Annotated in this window: 14 protein-coding genes; 7 read left to right on the top strand and 7 right to left on the bottom strand. The window is 68.4% G+C overall.

Annotation, left to right across the window (positions count from 1 at the left end; all coding sequences use genetic code 11):
- Window positions 1-94: 94 nt before the first annotated feature.
- The 3 genes from EX88_RS0109605 to EX88_RS25870 all read right to left on the bottom strand — a co-directional run bounded on the left by EX88_RS0109605 (window position 95) and on the right by EX88_RS25870 (window position 2,498).
- Entirely contained in the window at window positions 95-721 is a 627-nt protein-coding gene (locus tag EX88_RS0109605; RefSeq protein ID WP_031371784.1) for a thymidine kinase, read from the bottom strand.
- Between the two features lie 112 nt (window positions 722-833).
- Entirely contained in the window at window positions 834-1,610 is a 777-nt protein-coding gene (locus tag EX88_RS0109600; protein WP_152566193.1) for a sel1 repeat family protein, read from the bottom strand.
- Between the two features lie 90 nt (window positions 1,611-1,700).
- Window positions 1,701-2,498, bottom strand: coding sequence for a sel1 repeat family protein (locus EX88_RS25870; protein WP_051884838.1), 798 nt, complete (start codon window positions 2,496-2,498; stop codon window positions 1,701-1,703).
- A 132-nt stretch (window positions 2,499-2,630) separates the two neighbouring features.
- Here EX88_RS25870 and EX88_RS0109590 point away from each other — a divergent pair, with 132 nt between their 5' ends.
- From EX88_RS0109590 to EX88_RS0109570, 5 genes are all read left to right on the top strand, one after another.
- On the top strand, window positions 2,631-4,613 hold the full coding sequence (locus tag EX88_RS0109590) for a UvrD-helicase domain-containing protein (protein ID WP_031371781.1): 1,983 nt from the start codon (window positions 2,631-2,633) through the stop codon (window positions 4,611-4,613).
- 357 nt (window positions 4,614-4,970) lie between these two features.
- Window positions 4,971-5,996: a DUF4272 domain-containing protein gene (locus EX88_RS0109585; protein ID WP_031371780.1), complete on the top strand. Its 1,026-nt coding sequence runs from the start codon at window positions 4,971-4,973 to the stop codon at window positions 5,994-5,996.
- Window positions 5,997-6,119: 123 nt separating this feature from the next.
- Complete coding sequence (locus tag EX88_RS0109580; protein WP_031371779.1) at window positions 6,120-6,620, top strand: GNAT family N-acetyltransferase; 501 nt, start codon at window positions 6,120-6,122, stop codon at window positions 6,618-6,620.
- 75 nt (window positions 6,621-6,695) lie between these two features.
- Window positions 6,696-7,166 carry a RidA family protein gene (locus EX88_RS0109575; RefSeq protein WP_031371778.1) on the top strand — a complete coding sequence of 157 codons (471 nt, stop codon included), beginning with the start codon at window positions 6,696-6,698 and terminating at the stop codon, window positions 7,164-7,166.
- A 123-nt stretch (window positions 7,167-7,289) separates the two neighbouring features.
- Window positions 7,290-8,207 (top strand): 5'-nucleotidase, lipoprotein e(P4) family, encoded by a 918-nt coding sequence (locus tag EX88_RS0109570; RefSeq protein WP_031371777.1) that lies wholly within the window; start codon window positions 7,290-7,292, stop codon window positions 8,205-8,207.
- A 259-nt stretch (window positions 8,208-8,466) separates the two neighbouring features.
- On the opposite strand, the gene EX88_RS0109565 is transcribed toward EX88_RS0109570, so the two are convergent.
- The 4 genes from EX88_RS0109565 to EX88_RS0109550 are packed head-to-tail and all read right to left on the bottom strand — an operon-like array spanning window position 8,467 to window position 13,076.
- On the bottom strand, window positions 8,467-9,480 hold the full coding sequence (locus EX88_RS0109565) for a Csu type fimbrial protein (RefSeq protein WP_031371776.1): 1,014 nt from the start codon (window positions 9,478-9,480) through the stop codon (window positions 8,467-8,469).
- Window positions 9,477-11,804 (bottom strand): fimbria/pilus outer membrane usher protein, encoded by a 2,328-nt coding sequence (locus EX88_RS0109560; protein WP_031371775.1) that lies wholly within the window; start codon window positions 11,802-11,804, stop codon window positions 9,477-9,479. The genes EX88_RS0109565 and EX88_RS0109560 overlap by 4 nt, the downstream gene beginning before the upstream one ends.
- A gap of 4 nt (window positions 11,805-11,808) precedes the next feature.
- Window positions 11,809-12,561 carry a fimbrial biogenesis chaperone gene (locus EX88_RS0109555; protein ID WP_031371774.1) on the bottom strand — a complete coding sequence of 251 codons (753 nt, stop codon included), beginning with the start codon at window positions 12,559-12,561 and terminating at the stop codon, window positions 11,809-11,811.
- Between the two features lie 14 nt (window positions 12,562-12,575).
- Window positions 12,576-13,076, bottom strand: coding sequence for a Csu type fimbrial protein (locus tag EX88_RS0109550; RefSeq protein ID WP_031371773.1), 501 nt, complete (start codon window positions 13,074-13,076; stop codon window positions 12,576-12,578).
- A gap of 325 nt (window positions 13,077-13,401) precedes the next feature.
- Between EX88_RS0109550 and EX88_RS0109545 the strand changes: the two genes are divergently transcribed.
- Window positions 13,402-14,481 carry a hypothetical protein gene (locus EX88_RS0109545; RefSeq protein WP_051884836.1) on the top strand — a complete coding sequence of 360 codons (1,080 nt, stop codon included), beginning with the start codon at window positions 13,402-13,404 and terminating at the stop codon, window positions 14,479-14,481.
- Window positions 14,482-14,850: 369 nt separating this feature from the next.
- A complete protein-coding gene (gene plsB / locus EX88_RS0109540) occupies window positions 14,851-17,523 on the top strand; it encodes a glycerol-3-phosphate 1-O-acyltransferase PlsB (protein WP_036148469.1) in 2,673 nt (890 codons plus the stop codon).
- Window positions 17,524-17,712 lie beyond the last annotated feature (189 nt).

The following is a 17,712-nucleotide window of genomic DNA, read 5'->3' as shown; positions in this document are numbered from 1 at the left end:
CCGACGCCGCTTCTGGGTAGGAGCGGCGCGAGCCGCGACCGCGTCAAGGCGACGACGGCGCAGGCTTCGGTACTCGAACTGCCGCCCCGCCGTCCTAATTCGACAACTGCAACGACTGCTGCAAAGGCTCGATCGTGCCCTCGCCGCGCATGACCTTCTTGTACTCGGCGCGCGAGACCGACACGTAGCGGTCGTTGCCGCCGATCTCGACCTGCGGCCCGTCCTGCACGGCGCGGCCGGCTTCGTCCACGCGCACGGTCATGGTGGCCTTCTTGCCGGAATGGCAGATGGTCTTGATCTCGGTCAGCTCGTCGGCCCAGGCCAACAGGTATTGGCTGCCTTCGAACAGTTCGCCGCGGAAGTCGGTGCGCAGGCCGTAGCAGAGCACCGGGATGCGCAGGGCGTCGACGATCTCGCTGAGTTGCCAGACCTGCGAGCGGCTCAGGAACTGGGCTTCGTCGACCAGCACGCAGTGCAGTTGCCCCTGCGCGGCGATGTCGGCGCGGATCAGCTGCTCCAGGTCGGCATCGTGGTCGAAGGCGACGGCGTCGGCGCGCAGGCCGATCCGCGAGGCCACCGTGCCGCTGCCGGCGCGGTCGTCCAGACGCGGGGTCAGGATCGCCACGCGCATGCCGCGCTCCTGGTAGTTGTGCGCCGACTGCAGCAGGGTCGTGGTCTTGCCGGCGTTCATCGCCGAATAATAGAAATAGAGCTTGGCCATGGCCGCAGTTTAGGGCGCGCCGCGGCGCCGCCACAGACTTGACGTGCGGCGCGCGAGCGCCGAAGACGCGGTCCGGCCTGTTCAGTCGACGCCGGATGCGCTGCCGACCGCATCAACGCGGACGCGGCGGGTCCTTGGGGGCGACCTCGTCCTTCGGTTCGCTTTCGGCGGGGGGCAGGACGGCGCCTTCCGGGTTCATCGCCTCGACGTCGCCGACGTTGACCGTGCCGCCGAGTTTCAGCTTCCACAGGCGGTCCTGGCGTTGCCAGTAATGTTCGGCGTTCCAGTTGGCGTCGGCGTACAGCCCGCCGGTCAGGGCGACCGCGCCGGAGGCGTCGCGCTGCCCGGCCAGCACGCCGACGTCGGTGCCGATGTGGCTGCCGGTGATCTGGTTGCGCAGGCGTTGCAGGCGGCGGGCGTAGCGCGGCTTGACCGTCGGGTCGCCGTACACCCGGTACAGCGCCGGGCCTTGTTCGAGCGCGCGCTGGCGTTCGGCCGCGCTCAGCGCGGCCCAGTAGCGTTCGCGCAGGCCGACCAGGTCGCGATAGCCGCGCTCGGCGGCGAGGTCCATCCACACGTAGGCCAGGGCGCGGTCGGCCGCCACGCCTTCGCCCTTCCAGTACATCTCCGCGACCAGGCCCTGCGCGGGCTTGTCGCCGAAATAGCCGGCGCGGCGAAAGTGATCGAGGGCGACGGCGTGATGTCCGCGCCGATACGACTGCAGGCCGAGCTGGCGGTACTCCACGTCGGGATGCAGGTGCATGTAGCCGACGTCGGCCAGGGCCGCATCGGCGGCCGGGTCGGGGCCGATTGGCGCTTGCGTCGCGGCCGAAGCCGAGCCCGTCGCCAACCAGGCGGCGAACAGACAAAAGATCAGACGTCCTGTCACGGCATGCGCTCCGGTGTTCGCGCGGACGGAGGCCCGGCGCGGCGGCGAGGGTAGCAAGCCCGGGCGAAGGACGCAGCGTCGGCCTCCGCTTCAGGGACGCTGGCTGCTCATGATCTTTTCCAGTGTGCCGACCTCGACGTTGCCGCCGCTCTGCCAGACCGCGTCCTCGACCGCCCAGTAGCGGCGGGTGTCGAGGCGCCAGTCGGCATACATCGGGCGCAGGTCGAGCGTGTCGCTGGGGTCGAAAAGGCTCGAGCCGCCGCGCGAGGCGAACACCAGCAGATTGCCGGTGGTCAGGCCGGCCGGGCTGCCGGTGATGCGGCTGCGGGCGCGGGCGACCTGGCGTTCCATGCGCGGCTTGGCGACCTCGTCGGCGTATTCGTCGAAGATCGCCACGCCCTGCCGCAAGGCGCGTTGGCGCTCGCCTTCGTCGAGCTCCTGCCACATCTTCTCGCGCAGCACTACGAACTGCGGGTAGCTGCGCTCGGCGGCGAGGTCGGCCCAGGCGTAGGCGAGGGCGCGGTCGTGCGCCACGCCGAGGCCGTGCCAGTACATCAGGCTGAGTCGATGCTGCGAATACTTGTCGGCATAGCGCGCGGCGCGGCGGAAGAAGCGCGAGGCGTCCTGCCATTGCCCGCGGCCGGCCGCGTCGGTGCCGTACAAGCGCCACAGCTCGTTGGGATGGGTCGCCGACATGCGCTGGCGGGCGTCGAAATCGCGGTGGCCGATGCGGTCGGTTTCGGCGCTGGCCAGTTGCTCCGGCGTCGCCTCGGCCGGCGTGGCCGCGGTCGGCGCGGCGGTGGCCGGGTCGGCGGCGGATGCAGAGCCGGCCAGGGCGGCCAGGGCCAGCCCGGCGCTAGCCAGCAGGACGACGAGACCACGTTCCATGGCGACCTCCGACGAGGGCCCGGCGCGGTCCGGGCCTGCGGCGCCTAGCCTACTCCAGCCGCCCGGTCCGGGCGCGGGCGTGGCGGTTAGACTGTGCGGCCTGACCGGCCCTTGCCGGCGATCCGACATTCCATGCACGGTCTCAATCCCCCCCAACGCGCCGCCGTTTTGAACACCGAAGGGCCGCTGCTCGTGCTCGCCGGCGCCGGCAGCGGCAAGACCCGCGTCATCGTCGAGAAGATCGCCCACCTGATCGCGTCCGGCCGCATGCCGGCCAAGCGCATCGCCGCGATCACCTTCACCAACAAGTCCGCCAAGGAAATGCGCGAGCGCGTGGCCAAGCGGATCCGCGGCGACGGCGCCGACGGATTGACCATCTGCACCTTCCACGCGCTGGGGCTGAAATTCCTCCAGTTCGAACATGCCAAGCTCGGCCTGCGTCGCGGCTTCAGCGTGTTCGACAGCGACGACAGCAACGCCCAGATCAAGGACCTGCTGCCGGCCGGCAGCAAGCCCGACGTGATCGACGAGATGCGCAACCTGATCTCGCGCGCCAAGAACTCCGGCCTGTCGCCCGCCGAAGCCATGCGCGAGTCGCGCAGCGCGCGCGAGATCGAGGCGGCGACGGTGTACGAGATGTACCAGGCGCGGTTGACCACCTTCAACGCGGTCGACTTCGACGACCTGATCCGCTTGCCGGTGCAGTTGCTCGAAGCCGACCACGAGGTGCAGTTGGCCTGGCGCGAACGCATCGGCTACCTGCTGGTCGACGAGTGCCAGGACACCAACGACGCCCAGTACCGCTTGCTCAAGGCCCTGGCCGGCCCGCGCGGCCTGTTCACCTGCGTGGGCGACGACGACCAGTCGATCTACGCCTGGCGCGGCGCCAACCCCGACAACCTGCTGGAACTGGGCAAGGACTATCCGAGCCTGGAGATCATCAAGCTCGAACAGAACTACCGCTGCAGCAACCGCGTGTTGCGCGCGGCCAACGCGTTGATCGCCAACAACCCGCACGAACATCCCAAGACCCTGTGGAGCGACCAGGCCGACGGCGAGCGCATCCGCGTCTGGGAATGCCGCGACAGCGCCCACGAGGCCGAGAAGGTCGCCGCCGAAATCCAGTACCTGGCGCAGAAGAACCAGGCGATGTGGGCCGATTTCTGCATCCTGTTCCGCGGCAATCACCAAAGCCGCGCGCTGGAGAAGGCGCTGCAATTGTTGCGGGTGCCCTATCACCTGAGCGGCGGCACCGCGTTCCTGGAGCGCGGCGAGGTCAAGGACGCGCTGTCCTGGCTGCGCCTGATCGCCAACCCCGACGACGACGCGGCTTTTCTGCGCGCGGTGACCTCGCCCAAGCGCGAAGTCGGCGCGACCACTCTGGCCAAGTTGGCCGAGATGGCCCAGCACGCGCAGTTACCGATGTCGCGCATGGCCGAATCGATCAACGCGATCAAACAGCTCAGCCCGCGCGCCGGCACCGCGCTCGACGGCTTCGTGCAGATCGTGCGCTTCCTGCGCGACGAAGCGCAGCGCATCAGCCCTGGCGAACTGGTCGGCGTGCTGGCCGAACGCAGCGGCCTGCTGGCTTCGATCCGCGCCCAGTGCAAGGACGAGGCTTCGTTCCAGCGGCGCAAGGAAAACCTCGGCGAACTGTCGGGCTGGTTCGACGGCGGCAAGGGCGCGGGCCCGGGCGAACTGGCCGCGCAGCTGGCGTTGCTGTCGCATGCCGACAAGGGCGAGGCCGGCAACCAGGTGCGGCTGATGAGCCTGCACGCGGCCAAGGGCCTGGAGTTCCGCTACGTGTTCATCGTCGGCGTCGAAGACGGCAACCTGCCGCACGACGCCAGCCTCGACGAAGGCCGTCTCGACGAAGAGCGGCGCCTGATGTACGTGGGCATCACCCGCGCCAAGGAAGCGCTGTACCTGTCGCATGCGCGCGAAACCCAGCGCTGGGGCGAACGCATCCGCCTCAAGCCGAGCCGCTTCATCGACGAACTGCCCGCGGCCGAACTGCAGCGCGACGGCGCCGATCCGGTCGCGGATGCGGCGCGCAAGCACGAGCGCGCGAACGCAGGCTTTGCGGCGATCAAGGCGTTGCTGGAGAACGGCTGAGCGGGATTTCGGGTTGGGCGGGCTCTGCAGCAGACAAGAGCAAATCCCCCCTGCCCCCTTTTCCAAAGGGGGGAATAGTTCGGCTGGGATTGGATGTGGCGCAGGCAGTTGCCACAACGCCAGCGCCAACACCAAGCCGATGTAACGCCGGAACTACAGAAGGCGCAGAACTTTGCCCCCTTTGACAAAGGGGGCAGGCGCCGGCGTCGCGCCAACGCAGCCGTGTTGGCCGCTGCGCCGGGGGATTTGCTCTTGCGCGCAACACCCCGGCCGCCTGCGCAAACCGCAAACCGTCGCCGCGCCCCCTCGAGCCGAATCGGCTAGTCTTGCCGCACTCGTCCACGAACGCGCAACGACATGGCCCTGTTGATCAACGCCTACTCCACGCTCGCCGCGCCGCCGGCGCCGGATTTCCTCAAGGCGCCGCCCGCCTATCGCGACCGCCGCGACGCCGAACTGGTGCCGCATCTGCAGGGCTTCGTCGGTTACGTGCTCGGCACGGTCGCAGAGGGCATGGACGCGCGCACCTTCGCGGTGATCCGCCACCTGCAGCGGGTCCAGAGCCACTACAGCTTCGAGGTCGAGGACGGCGCGTTCGAGGCCTTGGCCTCGTGGGCGCAGGCCGCGAATGCGGTCTGCTTCCTGCCCGACGGCTCGGTGCGCGACCCGGACGGGCAAGTGCTGGTCAGCCAGGGCGAGCCGGCGGTCGATGCCGATTCGGCCTTGCCGTATCCGGCCGACGCGCGCGAGCGCAAGGCGCGCAGCGAAGCCGAACTGCAGGCGCTCGGTGCGAACGTACCGGCGCATCTGCCGCCGGTGCTCGGCGCCGGCGAAGTGCGTCTGCGCACGCCCGAAGAAACCATGCGGCGCATGCTGGCGCTGACCGCGGTCGCGGTGCGCGCCGAATCGCTGGGCAGCGACCCGCTGTCGACCCAGGAGATCGCACTCAAGCTCGGCCCGGGCGTCGCCGCGCTGACGCCGGCCGAACGCGCCTTCATCGATGCGGAAAAACCCGACGAGGAAACCTGGGCCAACCACGGCTGGCGCTACGAAAGCGCGGCGCTGCTGCAATGGGCGCTAGGCCTGACCGAGGCGCTGCCGCCGCCGACCGCGATCTGCGACGCCGGCGAGATCGCCCTGACCGCAATCGAACATGCCGACGAAACCCACATCGCCGCGGCGCGACTGCGTCCGGTGGCGGAATTGCTCGACGCCCTCGATGCGGTCTATCGCCGTCATTGGCTGGTCCGCCAGGCTCGTCTCGACGAAAAATCGCCGCCGGCGGATCTGCATCCGAGCATCGTCTACGAGCGCCATTACGCGCTCAATTGGCTGTTGCGGTTCGACGAACAAGAGTGGGACGAGGTCGGCACGCCTACTTGAAGCGAGAAGTGAGTTAAGAGGAGTGAGTAACGAGTGGGAGTGCTGACGTCTCGCTGTTGCTTGCGGACTTCTAGTTCCTGGTTACTAATTCCTAACCTCTCTCAGACTCGGGTCAGAACCGGAATGCCTTCCCTCATCGTCCGCAACGTCACCCCCGCCGATCACACGGCCGTACTCGCGCTCAACCTCGAATCCGAGGCCTTGATGAGCCCGCTGGATGCGCAGCGGCTCGCCGAGTTGGACCGGCAGTCGGTGTATCACCGGGTGGTCTGCGACGGCGACAGCGTGGTCGCGTTCCTGCTTGCGTTTCGCGACGGCGCCGACTACGACAGCCCGAACTACCTGTGGTTCTCCGAGCGTTATCCGACTTTCCTGTACGTCGACCGCATCGCCGTCGCCGCCAGCCACCGCGGACGCAAGCTCGGCGGCCTGCTCTACGACGATCTGTTCGCGTTCGCCCGCGAACGCGGCTTCGCCCAGGTCGTCTGCGAGTTCTACATCGTGCCGTTCAACGAAGCCTCCAGCCGGTTCCATGCGCGCTACGGTTTCGGCGAAGTCGGCACGCAATGGGTGGCCGGCAACAGCAAGCAAGTTTCGTTGCAGGTCGCGCCGGTGCCGGCGTAAAGGCGCGGCATCGCTCATCCCGGCAGTGAATCCCCGACCGCAATTCCGACACCGAACGAATCCTGGAGAGTGCTCATGCGCATGGCCCTGTCGATATCGCTGCTACTCGCCTTCGCCGCACACGGCGCCATCGCCGGCGAAGCGCGCAAGCCCGAGTTTCTGCGCTCGCCCGATCCGGCCGCGGCCAAGCTGCCGTTCTCCGAAGCCGTGCGCAGCGGCGACCTGTTGTTCCTGTCGGGTCAGATCGGCACCGTGCCCGGCGGCGACAACGCGCTGGCCAAGGGCGGCATCGCCGCCGAAGCCGAACAGACCCTGCGCAACATCCGCCAGGTGCTCGAACGCCACGGCGCTTCGATGAGCGACGTCGTCAAATGCACGGTGTTCCTGGCCGACATCGCCGAGTGGCCGGCCTTCAACGAGGTCTATCGCAAGCATTTCAGCGCGCCGTTCCCGGCCCGCAGCGCCTTGGCCGCGTCGGGGCTCGCCCTGGGCGCGAAGGTGGAAGTCGAATGCATCGCCCAGGCGCCGCCGCGCGAGCGCCGCTGACACGCCGGGCGCCGTGGGCGCAGGCCGCCGCCGCGCCCTGAAGCGGCGCGGTCGGGCCGGCAATCGACAGGGTTTTGCCGCGGGGCCTACACTCCCCGCCTTCCCACGACCGAGCGCCCGCGCATGCAGACCCGCGCCTTGCCCCTGACCGTCCTCGCCTGCGCGCTCGCCCTGAGCGCCTGCAAGCCGGCGGCCCCGCCGGCCGCGCCGGCGCCCGCGGCCCCGGCCGAGACGAAGGCCGCCGCGGCCGCCGCGCCGGCCGCGTCCAGCGCCGACGACAACCTCAACGCGGTGCTGTGGATGCAGCGCTCGGTCGAATACCGCGCCGCGACCGAAACGGTCTACCGCGCCGCCGCGGACAAGCTCGACACCGCGCTCAAGCAGCCCAACTGGGACGCGCTGGTGCCCGACGAACGCGGCAACCCGGTCAAGGGCCTCAAGCCGGCCGTGGTCATGGACGTCGACGAAACCGTGCTCGACAACTCGCCCTACCAGGCGCGCCTGGTGCGCGACGGCAAGGAATACGACGAGGTCACCTGGGACGCCTGGGTCGCCGAGAAAAAGGCCAAGCCGCTGCCGGGCGTGGTCGATTTCGCCAAGGCCGCGCAGGCCAAGGGCATCACGATTCTGTATCTGTCCAACCGCGCCGTGCACTTGAAGGAGGCCACCTTGGCCAATCTGCGCAGCGCCGGTTTGCCGGTCGCCGACGATCAGGTTTTTCTCGGCCTGGGCACGGTGGTCGAAGGCTGCGAACAAAACGGCAGCGAGAAGAACTGCCGCCGCTTGTTGGCCGGGCGCCAGTACCGCGTGCTGATGCAGTTCGGCGATCAGCTCGGCGACTTCGTCCAGGTCGTCGCCAACACCCCGGAAGGCCGCGACGCCTTGCTGCAGCAGTACCACGACTGGTTCGGCGAACGTTGGTGGATGCTGCCGAACCCGAGCTACGGCTCGTGGGAAGCGATGACCTTCAACAACGACTTCAGCCAGCCGCGCGACACCCGCCGCCAGGCCAAGCGCGCCGCGCTCGATCTGGCGCCGTGACCGCAGTCTCAGGCGTACTGGCGAATATCGGTCGATAAAAATCAATAAGTTACATCGTAATACTTCAGGTGTTGCATTAACTTTGGCGCGGCGTTAGGCTGCGCCCATCCCGGTGCCAGCCGGGGCCATGCCACAACTCGTAATCTTCCGGCGCAAGCCGGTTTGAAGGAGGCCTCGCGCCTCCTTTTTCTTTTTCCTTGATGCACTTTTGCGGTCACGCATCGCGAAGTGCCTGCCTCGCGATCGACAGGCGACGCGATCAGTAGGTCACCGTCACCGTGATGGTGTCGCTGTAGCTGCCGATGCTCGGCGCTTGCGCACCGACGCGGCCGTAGACCGGCAGCGATTGCGACGTGCCGGTACCGGTGCCGGTCAAGGTGTCGCTGCCGAGGGTGTTGCCCCAGCGCAGCGTGCGCGGGCTGTTGCGATACAACTCGTAGACCACGAACTGGCCGGCGCCGTTGCGCATGCGTCGGGTCGCGCCGCTGGCGTATAGGCCATTGTTGAGGCCGATCTGCCAGGCGGTGCGGCCGCTGCAGACCAGGCCGATCGAGGTGGTCTGATCGAGGTTCGAGGTGATCGGCCCCGGCACGTTGCCGAAGGCCATGTTGGGCACGGGCTTGGGCGTCAGCGTGCAGCTGTCCGGCACCGAGCCGTTGACGGTGAAGGGGAATTGGCTGGAGGTGCCGCCGCTGCCGCCGGAGGTGCATGAGGTCGGCATGGTGGCACCGCCGATTATTGATTCATCGTAGCGGAACTCGATTAGCGTGTCGGCCGCAGCAGTAAAGCGGTTGATGTAGGTGCCCGCGTTGAGCCCGGTTTGGGCCGGAATCCGACCATACAAGGTCGCGTTTAGGGTCTGATTTCCACCAAGTACCGGCACGGAGTAATTGAATTGAAGTAGCAAAGGATTGGGCACGGTGGCATTGCCGCGCGAGCCCCAGATAGCGCTGCGAGCGGCGTCGGTGTAGAGCTGCATGTTCATCGGGTCGTTGAACGTGTTGATCAGGCGGCGCGGGTTGAGCGTGCTGCCGCCGTCGGTGCCGCTGCGGATGCTCACGCACATGTTGACCTTGGCGTTCCCGAGCACGGCCAAGCCGAACGTCGAGCAGGTAACGCTGAAAGATGCAGTGGCATCGATGACGCCGCCGGTCATCGGTGCGAAATTCAGATTGGTCATCGTTCCGGTGCAGGTGGTCGCCGCCGATGCAGGACGCGCGAACAGCGACAACATCAAGGCGAGGCACAACCCAGCGAGCTGCAGGCGATTCATGGTGATACCTGCGTCTGGCAGATCAAGGGGCCGATGCGCGGCACGCCGCCGCCGGCGGGATACTCGAAGCGCACGCTGCAGGGGCCGTCGGCGGTATCGACGCGCACCGTGTTGAGGTCTTGCAGGCTGTCGAGATAGGTCTCGCCGTCGTAGCCGACGACCGCGTTGCCGCCCGAATCCAGGTGCACGCGGCTGCCGACCGGCAACGCTTCGCCGCGGGCGTCGTGCAGCACCAGCACCGCGGCGCGCACTTGTTCGATGGCGAAACGCACCAGCGTGCCGGAGCGGTCCTGCGGCGTGGCCTGCACTTCGACCCGGTCCAGGCGCAGGTCGGCCGGCAGTTCCATCGGGTCGATGGCGATGCGGTTGCGTTGCCAGGCATTGAGCGGCGTGACCAGCAGCATGCCGTCGCGGTCGGTGCGGCCGATCGGGCGGTTTTCGAGCAGCACCGGCACGTCGGCGCGGCCATCGGTCGAGACCACCGCGAACGCATCGCTGACGTTGCGCGCGGCGAAGACATGGCCGCCCATCCACACCAGCGAGCCGCTCGCGCTGGCATAGCCGTAGTCGATGTCGCCCTGGCGCGCGTAGCCGAGGCTGTAGCGTCCGTACCCGGTCAGCCAGCCGGCTTCGGCCAGGCCGCCTTCCTCGCCGTCGCCGCCACGCGCCTGCAGGCGCCAGCCGAAGCCGCCGTCGCCGGGTAGCGGCTTGCTCAGGTCGAGCACGGCCTGGTCGCGGCCGCGGTTGCGTTGCAGCGAAGCGCTGAGCTGCAGGCTGCGGTCGAAGTTCATCGAGAAGCCGAGATAGAGGTTGCGGTCCTCGGAGCGGTCCAGGTTCTGGTTGTACGACAGGCTCAGCGAGGCGCCGCTCTTGAAGTTGCGGCTCCAGGTCGCGCTGGCGTAGCGGGCCGGGGTTTCGTCGCGATAGATCAGGCGCACGTAGCTCAGGCCCAGGCTGCCCAGGCGGGTGTCGTTCCAGCTCGCCACCGCGCGTTCGCTGACCCGCGCCGGGGCTTGGCCATAGCGCGAGGCGACGTCGCGGTACTCGCCATGCGTGCGTTGGGTGTCGGCGGCGATGTTGAAGCGGCCGTTGCTCCAGTTGTAGGCGGCGGCGTACAGCCAGCCGGAGTCGCTGCGGTCCTGGCCGTGCGCGAGCGAAGCGCTGAACACGCCGGCGCCGCCGAGCAACCAGATCGCGCCGAGCCCGCCGTTGACCACGCTGTCGCCGCCTTCGGCATGCGCCTCGACGGTGAACGCGTCGCTGACGCCGTAGCGCAGGTCGGCGCTGGCCAGCGGTTCGCTGCCGTAGGAGAACGAACGCAATGCGTAGTCCTCGCGCGCCAGGCCCAGGCTCAGCGACCAATCCGACAGGCCTTTGGCGAGTAGTTGCTGCGCGGCATAGAACGGAAAGTCGAGTTGACGGGTGCGGCCGAAGGCGTCGGTCACGACCAACTGCGCGTTGCCGGCGCCGGTGATGCCGGGGATGGTCGCGAGCTGGAACGGCCCCGGCGGCAGTTCGCCGCTGTATTGGCGGATGCCGTTGACGTACAGGTCCACCGCCGACGGCACCGCGACTTCGCCGACGAAGGTCGGCAGCGGGGTGGTGATGCGGTACGGCTGCAGGCCGAAGTCGCGGCCGATGCGCACGCCGCCCAGGCGCAGCGGCCGGGTCCAGTCGAGCTGGCCGCTGATCACGTCGCCGACGCTGACGCTGATCATCGAGGCCGGCGAGGACCAGCGCCAGCTGCTGTCCAGGCGCACCGAATCGGTCCGCCGCGGTTCGTCCTCGTTGCGTTGGCTGCGGGTGACCGCGGTCTGGCTGAAGACACCGCGGCCGGCCCCGAACAGGCGCAGTTCGGCGAAGGCGCTGGTGCTGTCGCTGTGGTCGTCGCGGCTGCTGTAAAGATCGTAGTTGAACAACAGGCCGGGCGAGGCGCTGGCAGTGGGGATGTCGGTGCCCGGTGCGTTGAGGCGCGTGGTCGCCAACGACAGCAGCGACAGCGGCGCATCGATCGCCACGCGTTGCAGCGAAGCGTCGTAGCGCACGCTGACGCCGTCCAGGCTGTCGGGCGCGAGCGATTCGGCCTCGCCGCGGCCGTCGAGGACGAAGCCGATCTGGCGCAGGGTGGCGACGCTGGCGAACAAACGGCCCTCGCGCAACTCGAACGGTTGCGGCGTGCCGTAGGCGGTGTGGTTGAGGCTGACTTCGAGATAGAGCTGCAGCGGTGCGCTGGCGGCATTGCTCTCGCCGGCGCGGGCCAGGATCAACGGCGGCAGCTCCGCCGCATGGCTCGCAGGCGATGCCAGGAGCAGGCCGGCGGACATGGCTTCAGCGAGCCGGCGAGTCCAGCGCCAGCGTCCGCTCGGTCGATTCGCCATTGATCCTCGCTTTGAACGTGCCCGGACCGCGCAGCAACTCGGTCGGTGCCGCCAACGGCCAACGCATTCGCTGGCCGGCCAGGGCATAACCGAACAGGCCCGACCCGATCGCATGACGGCCTCCCTGCGCATCGACGAATACCAGATCGGCCAGCTGCGCATGCTGGCCGCCGCGGTTGTGCACGCTCAAGCGCGCTTGCTCGCCTTCGAAGCTCAGTTGCGCGCGCAGCTCGGGTGCGAGGGCCGCGTCCCCCGCCGGAGCGAGGAACACCGGGACCGAATAGCGCAGTACGAATTGCAGGCCGGCCGGGCGGTCCTGATCGCCCGGCGGCAGTTCGTCGACGATCAGCCGGTAGCTTTCTTCGGCGGTGGGCGGCGCACCGAGCCGGATCACCCGCACCAACTGCCGCGCCCCCGGCGCCAGTTCCAGCATCGGCGGGCTGATCGCCAACGCGCGCGTCGCTTCGAACCGTTCCTCGTCGTTTTCCTGGATCCAGCGATACACGCGGACCTGGGCCTGCAGCGGCTTGCTGCCGGTGTTGCTGAGCCACAGGCCGTCGGCGCTCTGCTTGGCCTGCAGAGTCAGCGAGGTGGGCGTGACCTGGAGCCCGGCCGCAACCGCCGGTGCCATCGCGAGCACGCCCCATACGGCCGCGACGGCGAGAGCGGCACGGACGGCATGCAGGAGCCGGCGGCCGCTCATCTCTCCCTGTCCGGTCAGTAGGTCACCGTGGCGGTTACCACGTCATTGTAAGTAGCAGCGGGAAAGTTGGCGCTCGGCGCCCTGCCGTAGACCGGCAGGTTCTGGGCCGCACCCGTGCCGCTGCCTGCAAGGACGTTGCCGCCGCCACCGGTGGTGCTGCCCCAGACGTCGCCGGCGCCGCGCGCGGCGGCGCGATAGAGCTGATAGGGCACTTCATTGGTGCCGTCGCTCATCGCGCGGCTGTTGACGTCGGCGCCGTTCTGGCCGTTGTCGAGTGCGATCGTATAGGCCGTGCCCGGCGTGCAGTTCACGGTCAGCTGGCCCTGCTGGTCGACGTTGGTCGCGGTCGAGGCGACCGTGCCGAAATTGACGTCGGTGGCGGCGACGGTGTGGATGTCGCAGGTGCTGGTGATGGTGATGGTGACGTCGAACTGGGTGGTGTCATCGGCGGCGTAGGCCGGCGCGATGCCGGCTACGAGGATGGCTGCGAGCAGACGGGTCGGGGAAAGACGCATGGATCGATGCTCCTGCGCTGATCGCGCTCTGACGGTCCGGCGTTTTTGCCGGATCTGCCTGTTAAGAACGCATAAAACATGCCATTCAGGGCACAGTAGTCGGACATAAACGGACACAGAGTGATCGCAGTCACGAATATGTGCTAAGGCCCATTCAGATCTATTTTTGTGATGTAAATCACGGTTTTATCGTCACGCCGAAAATGAGCGCTAGTCGACGTAATGCGTCAACTAGTGTGCTTTCTTGGTGGTGCCCGGGTGAACGGCTTGTGTCGGCCGGAGTGCGCCGCCAAGATGCCCGTCCGCGACTGGGGAGCCGCACCCGATGTCCATCGTCCGACGCGCCTGCACCGCGCTGTTGTCGACCGTTGCCCTGTTGGCGGCGGCCGGCTGCGAGCGCGAAGCGCCGCCCGCCGATCCGGTGCCGACCCTGCCGGCACAGGCCGTGACCCAGTTGGTCGCGGATCTGCGCCGCAACGACCTGGCCGCCTACGCCCGCCATGCCGTGCCGCCGCAATTGCATGCCCGCCTAGAGACGGCCTGGCGCGAAGGCCGCACGGTCTGGCCGCTGACCGAGCTGCCGCTGGACGACCGGTTCCCGAGCTTCATCGCCGCGCTGGCCGCGCAGGACGCCGAGCGCACCCTGGTCGCGACCTATCGTCGCCAGTTCGCCGGCGCCGACAAAGAATTGCATTCGGCGGCCAAGACCATGGGCCTGTTCGCGATTCAGTACGTGCGCAGCGAGGCCGGCTACAGCGACACCGAGCGCGACCACCATGCCCAGTTGATCGCGGCGATGAGCGCTTGGGCGCAGGGCGCGCCGCTGGGCGATTCGGTGCGGGCGCGGGTGGCGATTCCGCAGTTGGTATCGGCCGCGCGCGCGACCGGATTGGCGGCGCCGGACGCCTTCGCCCGCACCGGCATGGACCGCAGCCTGCGTCGGCTCGGGCCCTTCGTCGAGCGGCTCAAGCAGGTCGTGAACGGCTACGGCCTCGACCTCGACGCCGCTCTCGCCAGCGTGCAGACCAGCCTGGCCGAGCAGACCGGCGACACCGCGCGGGTGCGGGTGCGTTACGAACTCGCCGGCGAAGCGGTCGATGCCTACGTGCTGGTCGAGCGCCGCGACGGCCGCTGGTACCTCAGCGACGTGCTGCGTCACGCCGAGACCGAAGCGCAGGCACCGCCGAAGCCGACGCGGGTGGAGCCGCCGGCGGCGGCCGAAGGCAAGCCGCTACAGGCGAATGCCCCGGCCGAAGGCAAGCCGTCGCAGGCGAATGCTCCGGCCAAGGGCAAGCCGCAGCAGGCGACCGCCCCGGTCAAGGGCAAGCCGTCGCAGGCGACCGCCCCCGCCAACAGCAAACAGGCGCCAGCGACCGCTCCGGCCGCACCCGCGCCGGCGCGCTGAGCCTGGCTCCGCCTGGGTTTCGCGGCGGCCGGCGTAATTGCGGGGCCGGTTCGAACGGCCCGGTTCAGGCGGCCCGATAGGTCAGGCGCGCGCCGAAGCCGAATAGGCATAATGATCGGGATGCCGAAACAAACGCCCCTGCCTTTCCCCGACGCCGCTTCGGCCGACTCCGCACGCACGCCGGTCGACGCCTCGGACCCGGCCGCTGCCGCCGATCCTTCCGCCGAACACGTGCCTGCTGGGCCGGTCGATGCCGAAGCGGCCGCCGCGTCCGACGAGCGCGCGAGTGCGATCGCCGACGAACTCGCCGAACCTGCGTTCGAGCCCGAGGTCGAGTCCACCGTCGAACCTGCCGTCGAAGCCGAATCCATGAGCGAGCGCGTCGCCGAAGCCGCCGACGAGATCCAGCCCGAGCCTGCGCTCGCCGCTTCGCCTGCGCCCGCCGAGCCCGAGCCCGATCAGCCCGAACTGCCGATCGCCGCGCCGCCTGCGGCTGCGGGCGAGTCGCGTCCGGGCGCGCCGCCGGCGCATCGCCCGTGGTGGGCGCGCCTGCTCGGCAAGATCATGGCGCCGTGGGTGTCGCTGACCATCGAGCCGAAGGCGCCGTCCGAACATATCGCCGAGGAGTGGCACGGCCGCCCGGTCTGCTACGTGCTCGAAGACTACGGTCTGTCGAATGCGTTGATCCTCGAACGCGCCTGCCGCGAGAGCGGCCTGCCGTCGCCGCTGCAGCCGTTGCCGGGCGACCCGCTCGGCCGTAAGCGCGCCTATGTCGCGCTGTCGCGGCGCCACGCCGGCACCTTGGCGCCGTCCGGTCCGCCCTCGGCCAAGACTCACTCCGGTTCGCTCGCGCGTCTGCTCGACGCGCATCGCAACGACCCCGCGCTCGATGTGCAGTTGGTGCCGGTATCGATCTTCGTCGGCCGCGCGCCGGACCGCAGCAGCGGTTGGTTCTCGGTGTTGTTCTCGGAAAACTGGACCCTGGTCGGCCGCTTCCGCCGCCTGCTCGCGATCGCCCTCAACGGCCGCCACACCACGGTGCGGTTCTCGCCGCCGGTGTCGCTGCGCGGCATCGTCGACGAAGGCCTGCCGTCCGAACGCACCGTGCGCAAACTCTCGCGCGTGCTGCGCACCCACTTCCGCCGCATCCGCGCGGCGGTGATCGGCCCCGACCTGTCGACCCGGCGCATGCTGATCGACCGCGTGCTCGCTTCCGAACCGGTCAAGGACGCGATCGCCGACCAGGCCCGTCGCGACAGCAGCAACAGCACCGAAGCGTGGAAGAAAGCCCACGCCATGGCCTACGAGATCGCGGCCGACTATTCGCATCCGGTGGTGCGCTCGCTGAGCTTCATCCTGACTCCGGTGTGGAACCGCATCTACCGCGGCGTGCTGGTGCATCACCTAGACCAGCTCAAGCAGGACGCGCCCGGCCACGAAGTCGTCTACGTGCCTTGCCATCGCAGCCACATGGACTACCTGTTGTTGAGCTATCTGCTCTACACCAAGGGCATTGTGCCGCCGCACATCGTCGCCGGCATCAACCTCAACCTGCCGGTGGTCGGCTCCATCCTTCGCAAGGGCGGCGCCTTCTTCATCCGTCGCAGCATCCGCGGCAGCGCGCTGTACTCGGCGATCCTCAGCGAATACGTCGCCCAGCTGGTCTCGGGCGGTTATTCGATCGAGTACTTCATCGAAGGCGGGCGCTCGCGCACCGGCCGTCTGCTGCCGCCGAAGGGCGGCATGATCGTGATGACCGTGCGCGGCTTCCTGCGCCAGCCGACCCGGCCGGTGCTGTTCCAGCCGATCTACGTCGGCTACGAGAAGCTCATGGAGGGCAACAGCTACCTCGACGAGCTGTCCGGCAAGCCGAAGGAAAAAGAATCGATCTGGCAGCTGCTGTGGGGCATTCCCAAGGTACTGCGCTCCAACTACGGCCAGGTGGTGGTGAACTTCGGCGAGCCGATCCGGCTCAACGACATGCTCGCCCAGCACGCCCCGGAGTGGGACGGCCGCCCGCTCGACGAGGAAGACAAGCCGAGCTGGCTGTCGGCGACGGTCGATGCGGTCGCCGAACAGATCCAGGTCAACGTCAACCGCGCCGCCGACGTCAACCCGATCAACCTGCTCGCCCTGGCCCTGCTGTCGACGCCGAAACACGCGATGGGCGAGGCCGACCTGCTCGCGCAGATCGCCCTGTCCAAGACCTTACTGGCCGAGCTGCCGTATTCCGACCGTGTCACCGTCACCCCGCACACGCCGCAGGAAATCGTCGCCCACGGCGAAGAGATCAACGTGCTCGAACGCATCGCCCATCCGCTCGGCGACGTGCTCGGCGTCGACGGCGACGACAAGGCGGTGCTGCTGAGCTATTTCCGCAACAACGTCCTGCACCTGTTCACCGCGGCTTCGTGGATCGCCTGCTGCTTCCAGCACAACCGCCGCATGAGCCTGGCCGGCGTGTTGCGCCTGGGCCGCAGCGTGTACCCCTTCCTGCAGGCCGAGTTGTTCCTGCCGTGGAGCGAGGACGAATTCGCCGAGCGCCTGGTGCGCACGGTCGACGTATTCGTCCGCTCCGGCTTGCTCGAACGCGTCAGCGAAGACGACGGCGGCATCCTCGCCCGCAACGCCGGCCAGACCGACGAAGTGTTCCGCCTGCGTGCGATCGGCCACTCCTTGCAGCAAGCTTTCGAGCGTTACTACATCGCCATTTCGGTGCTGGTGAAGAACGGCCCCGGCACCATGTCGGCCGGCGAACTCGAAAGCCTGTGCCAGCTCGCCGCTCAGCGCCTGTCGCTGCTGTACGCGCCGGCCGCGCCGGAGTTCTTCGACAAGACCTTGTTCCGCGGCTTCATCCAGAAACTGCGCGAGCTCCGCCTGGTCTGGCCCGACAGCGAAGGCAAGCTCGCCTTCGACCAGCGCCTGGATGCCTGGGCGAAGGACGCCAAGGTCATTCTGGGCCGCGAGTTGCGGCATACGATCGAGAAGATCAGCCCGGAGATGGCGGCGAAGCCGGAGCCCAAGACTTCGGCGGACGCCTGAGTCCGCCACTGGTTCTCTTGCATGTCCCTTTGGATTCCGCTCCCCCTGTAGGAGCGGCGTGAGCCGCGACGCGGTTGCTGTTGCCGTTGCCGTTGCCGTTGCCGTTGCCGTGATGAGCTTGGCGCAGTACCGGACTCGCGAGAACACCTGGAGACCCGGAGGGCGGCGCACAGGACGTGCGCCGTTTTT

Source organism: Lysobacter antibioticus, assembly GCF_000731095.1.
In the GTDB taxonomy this organism is placed as follows: domain Bacteria; phylum Pseudomonadota; class Gammaproteobacteria; order Xanthomonadales; family Xanthomonadaceae; genus Lysobacter; species Lysobacter antibioticus_B.
The sequence above is the reverse complement of the archived record's forward strand: the minus strand, read 5'-3'. Positions and strand labels throughout refer to the sequence as shown.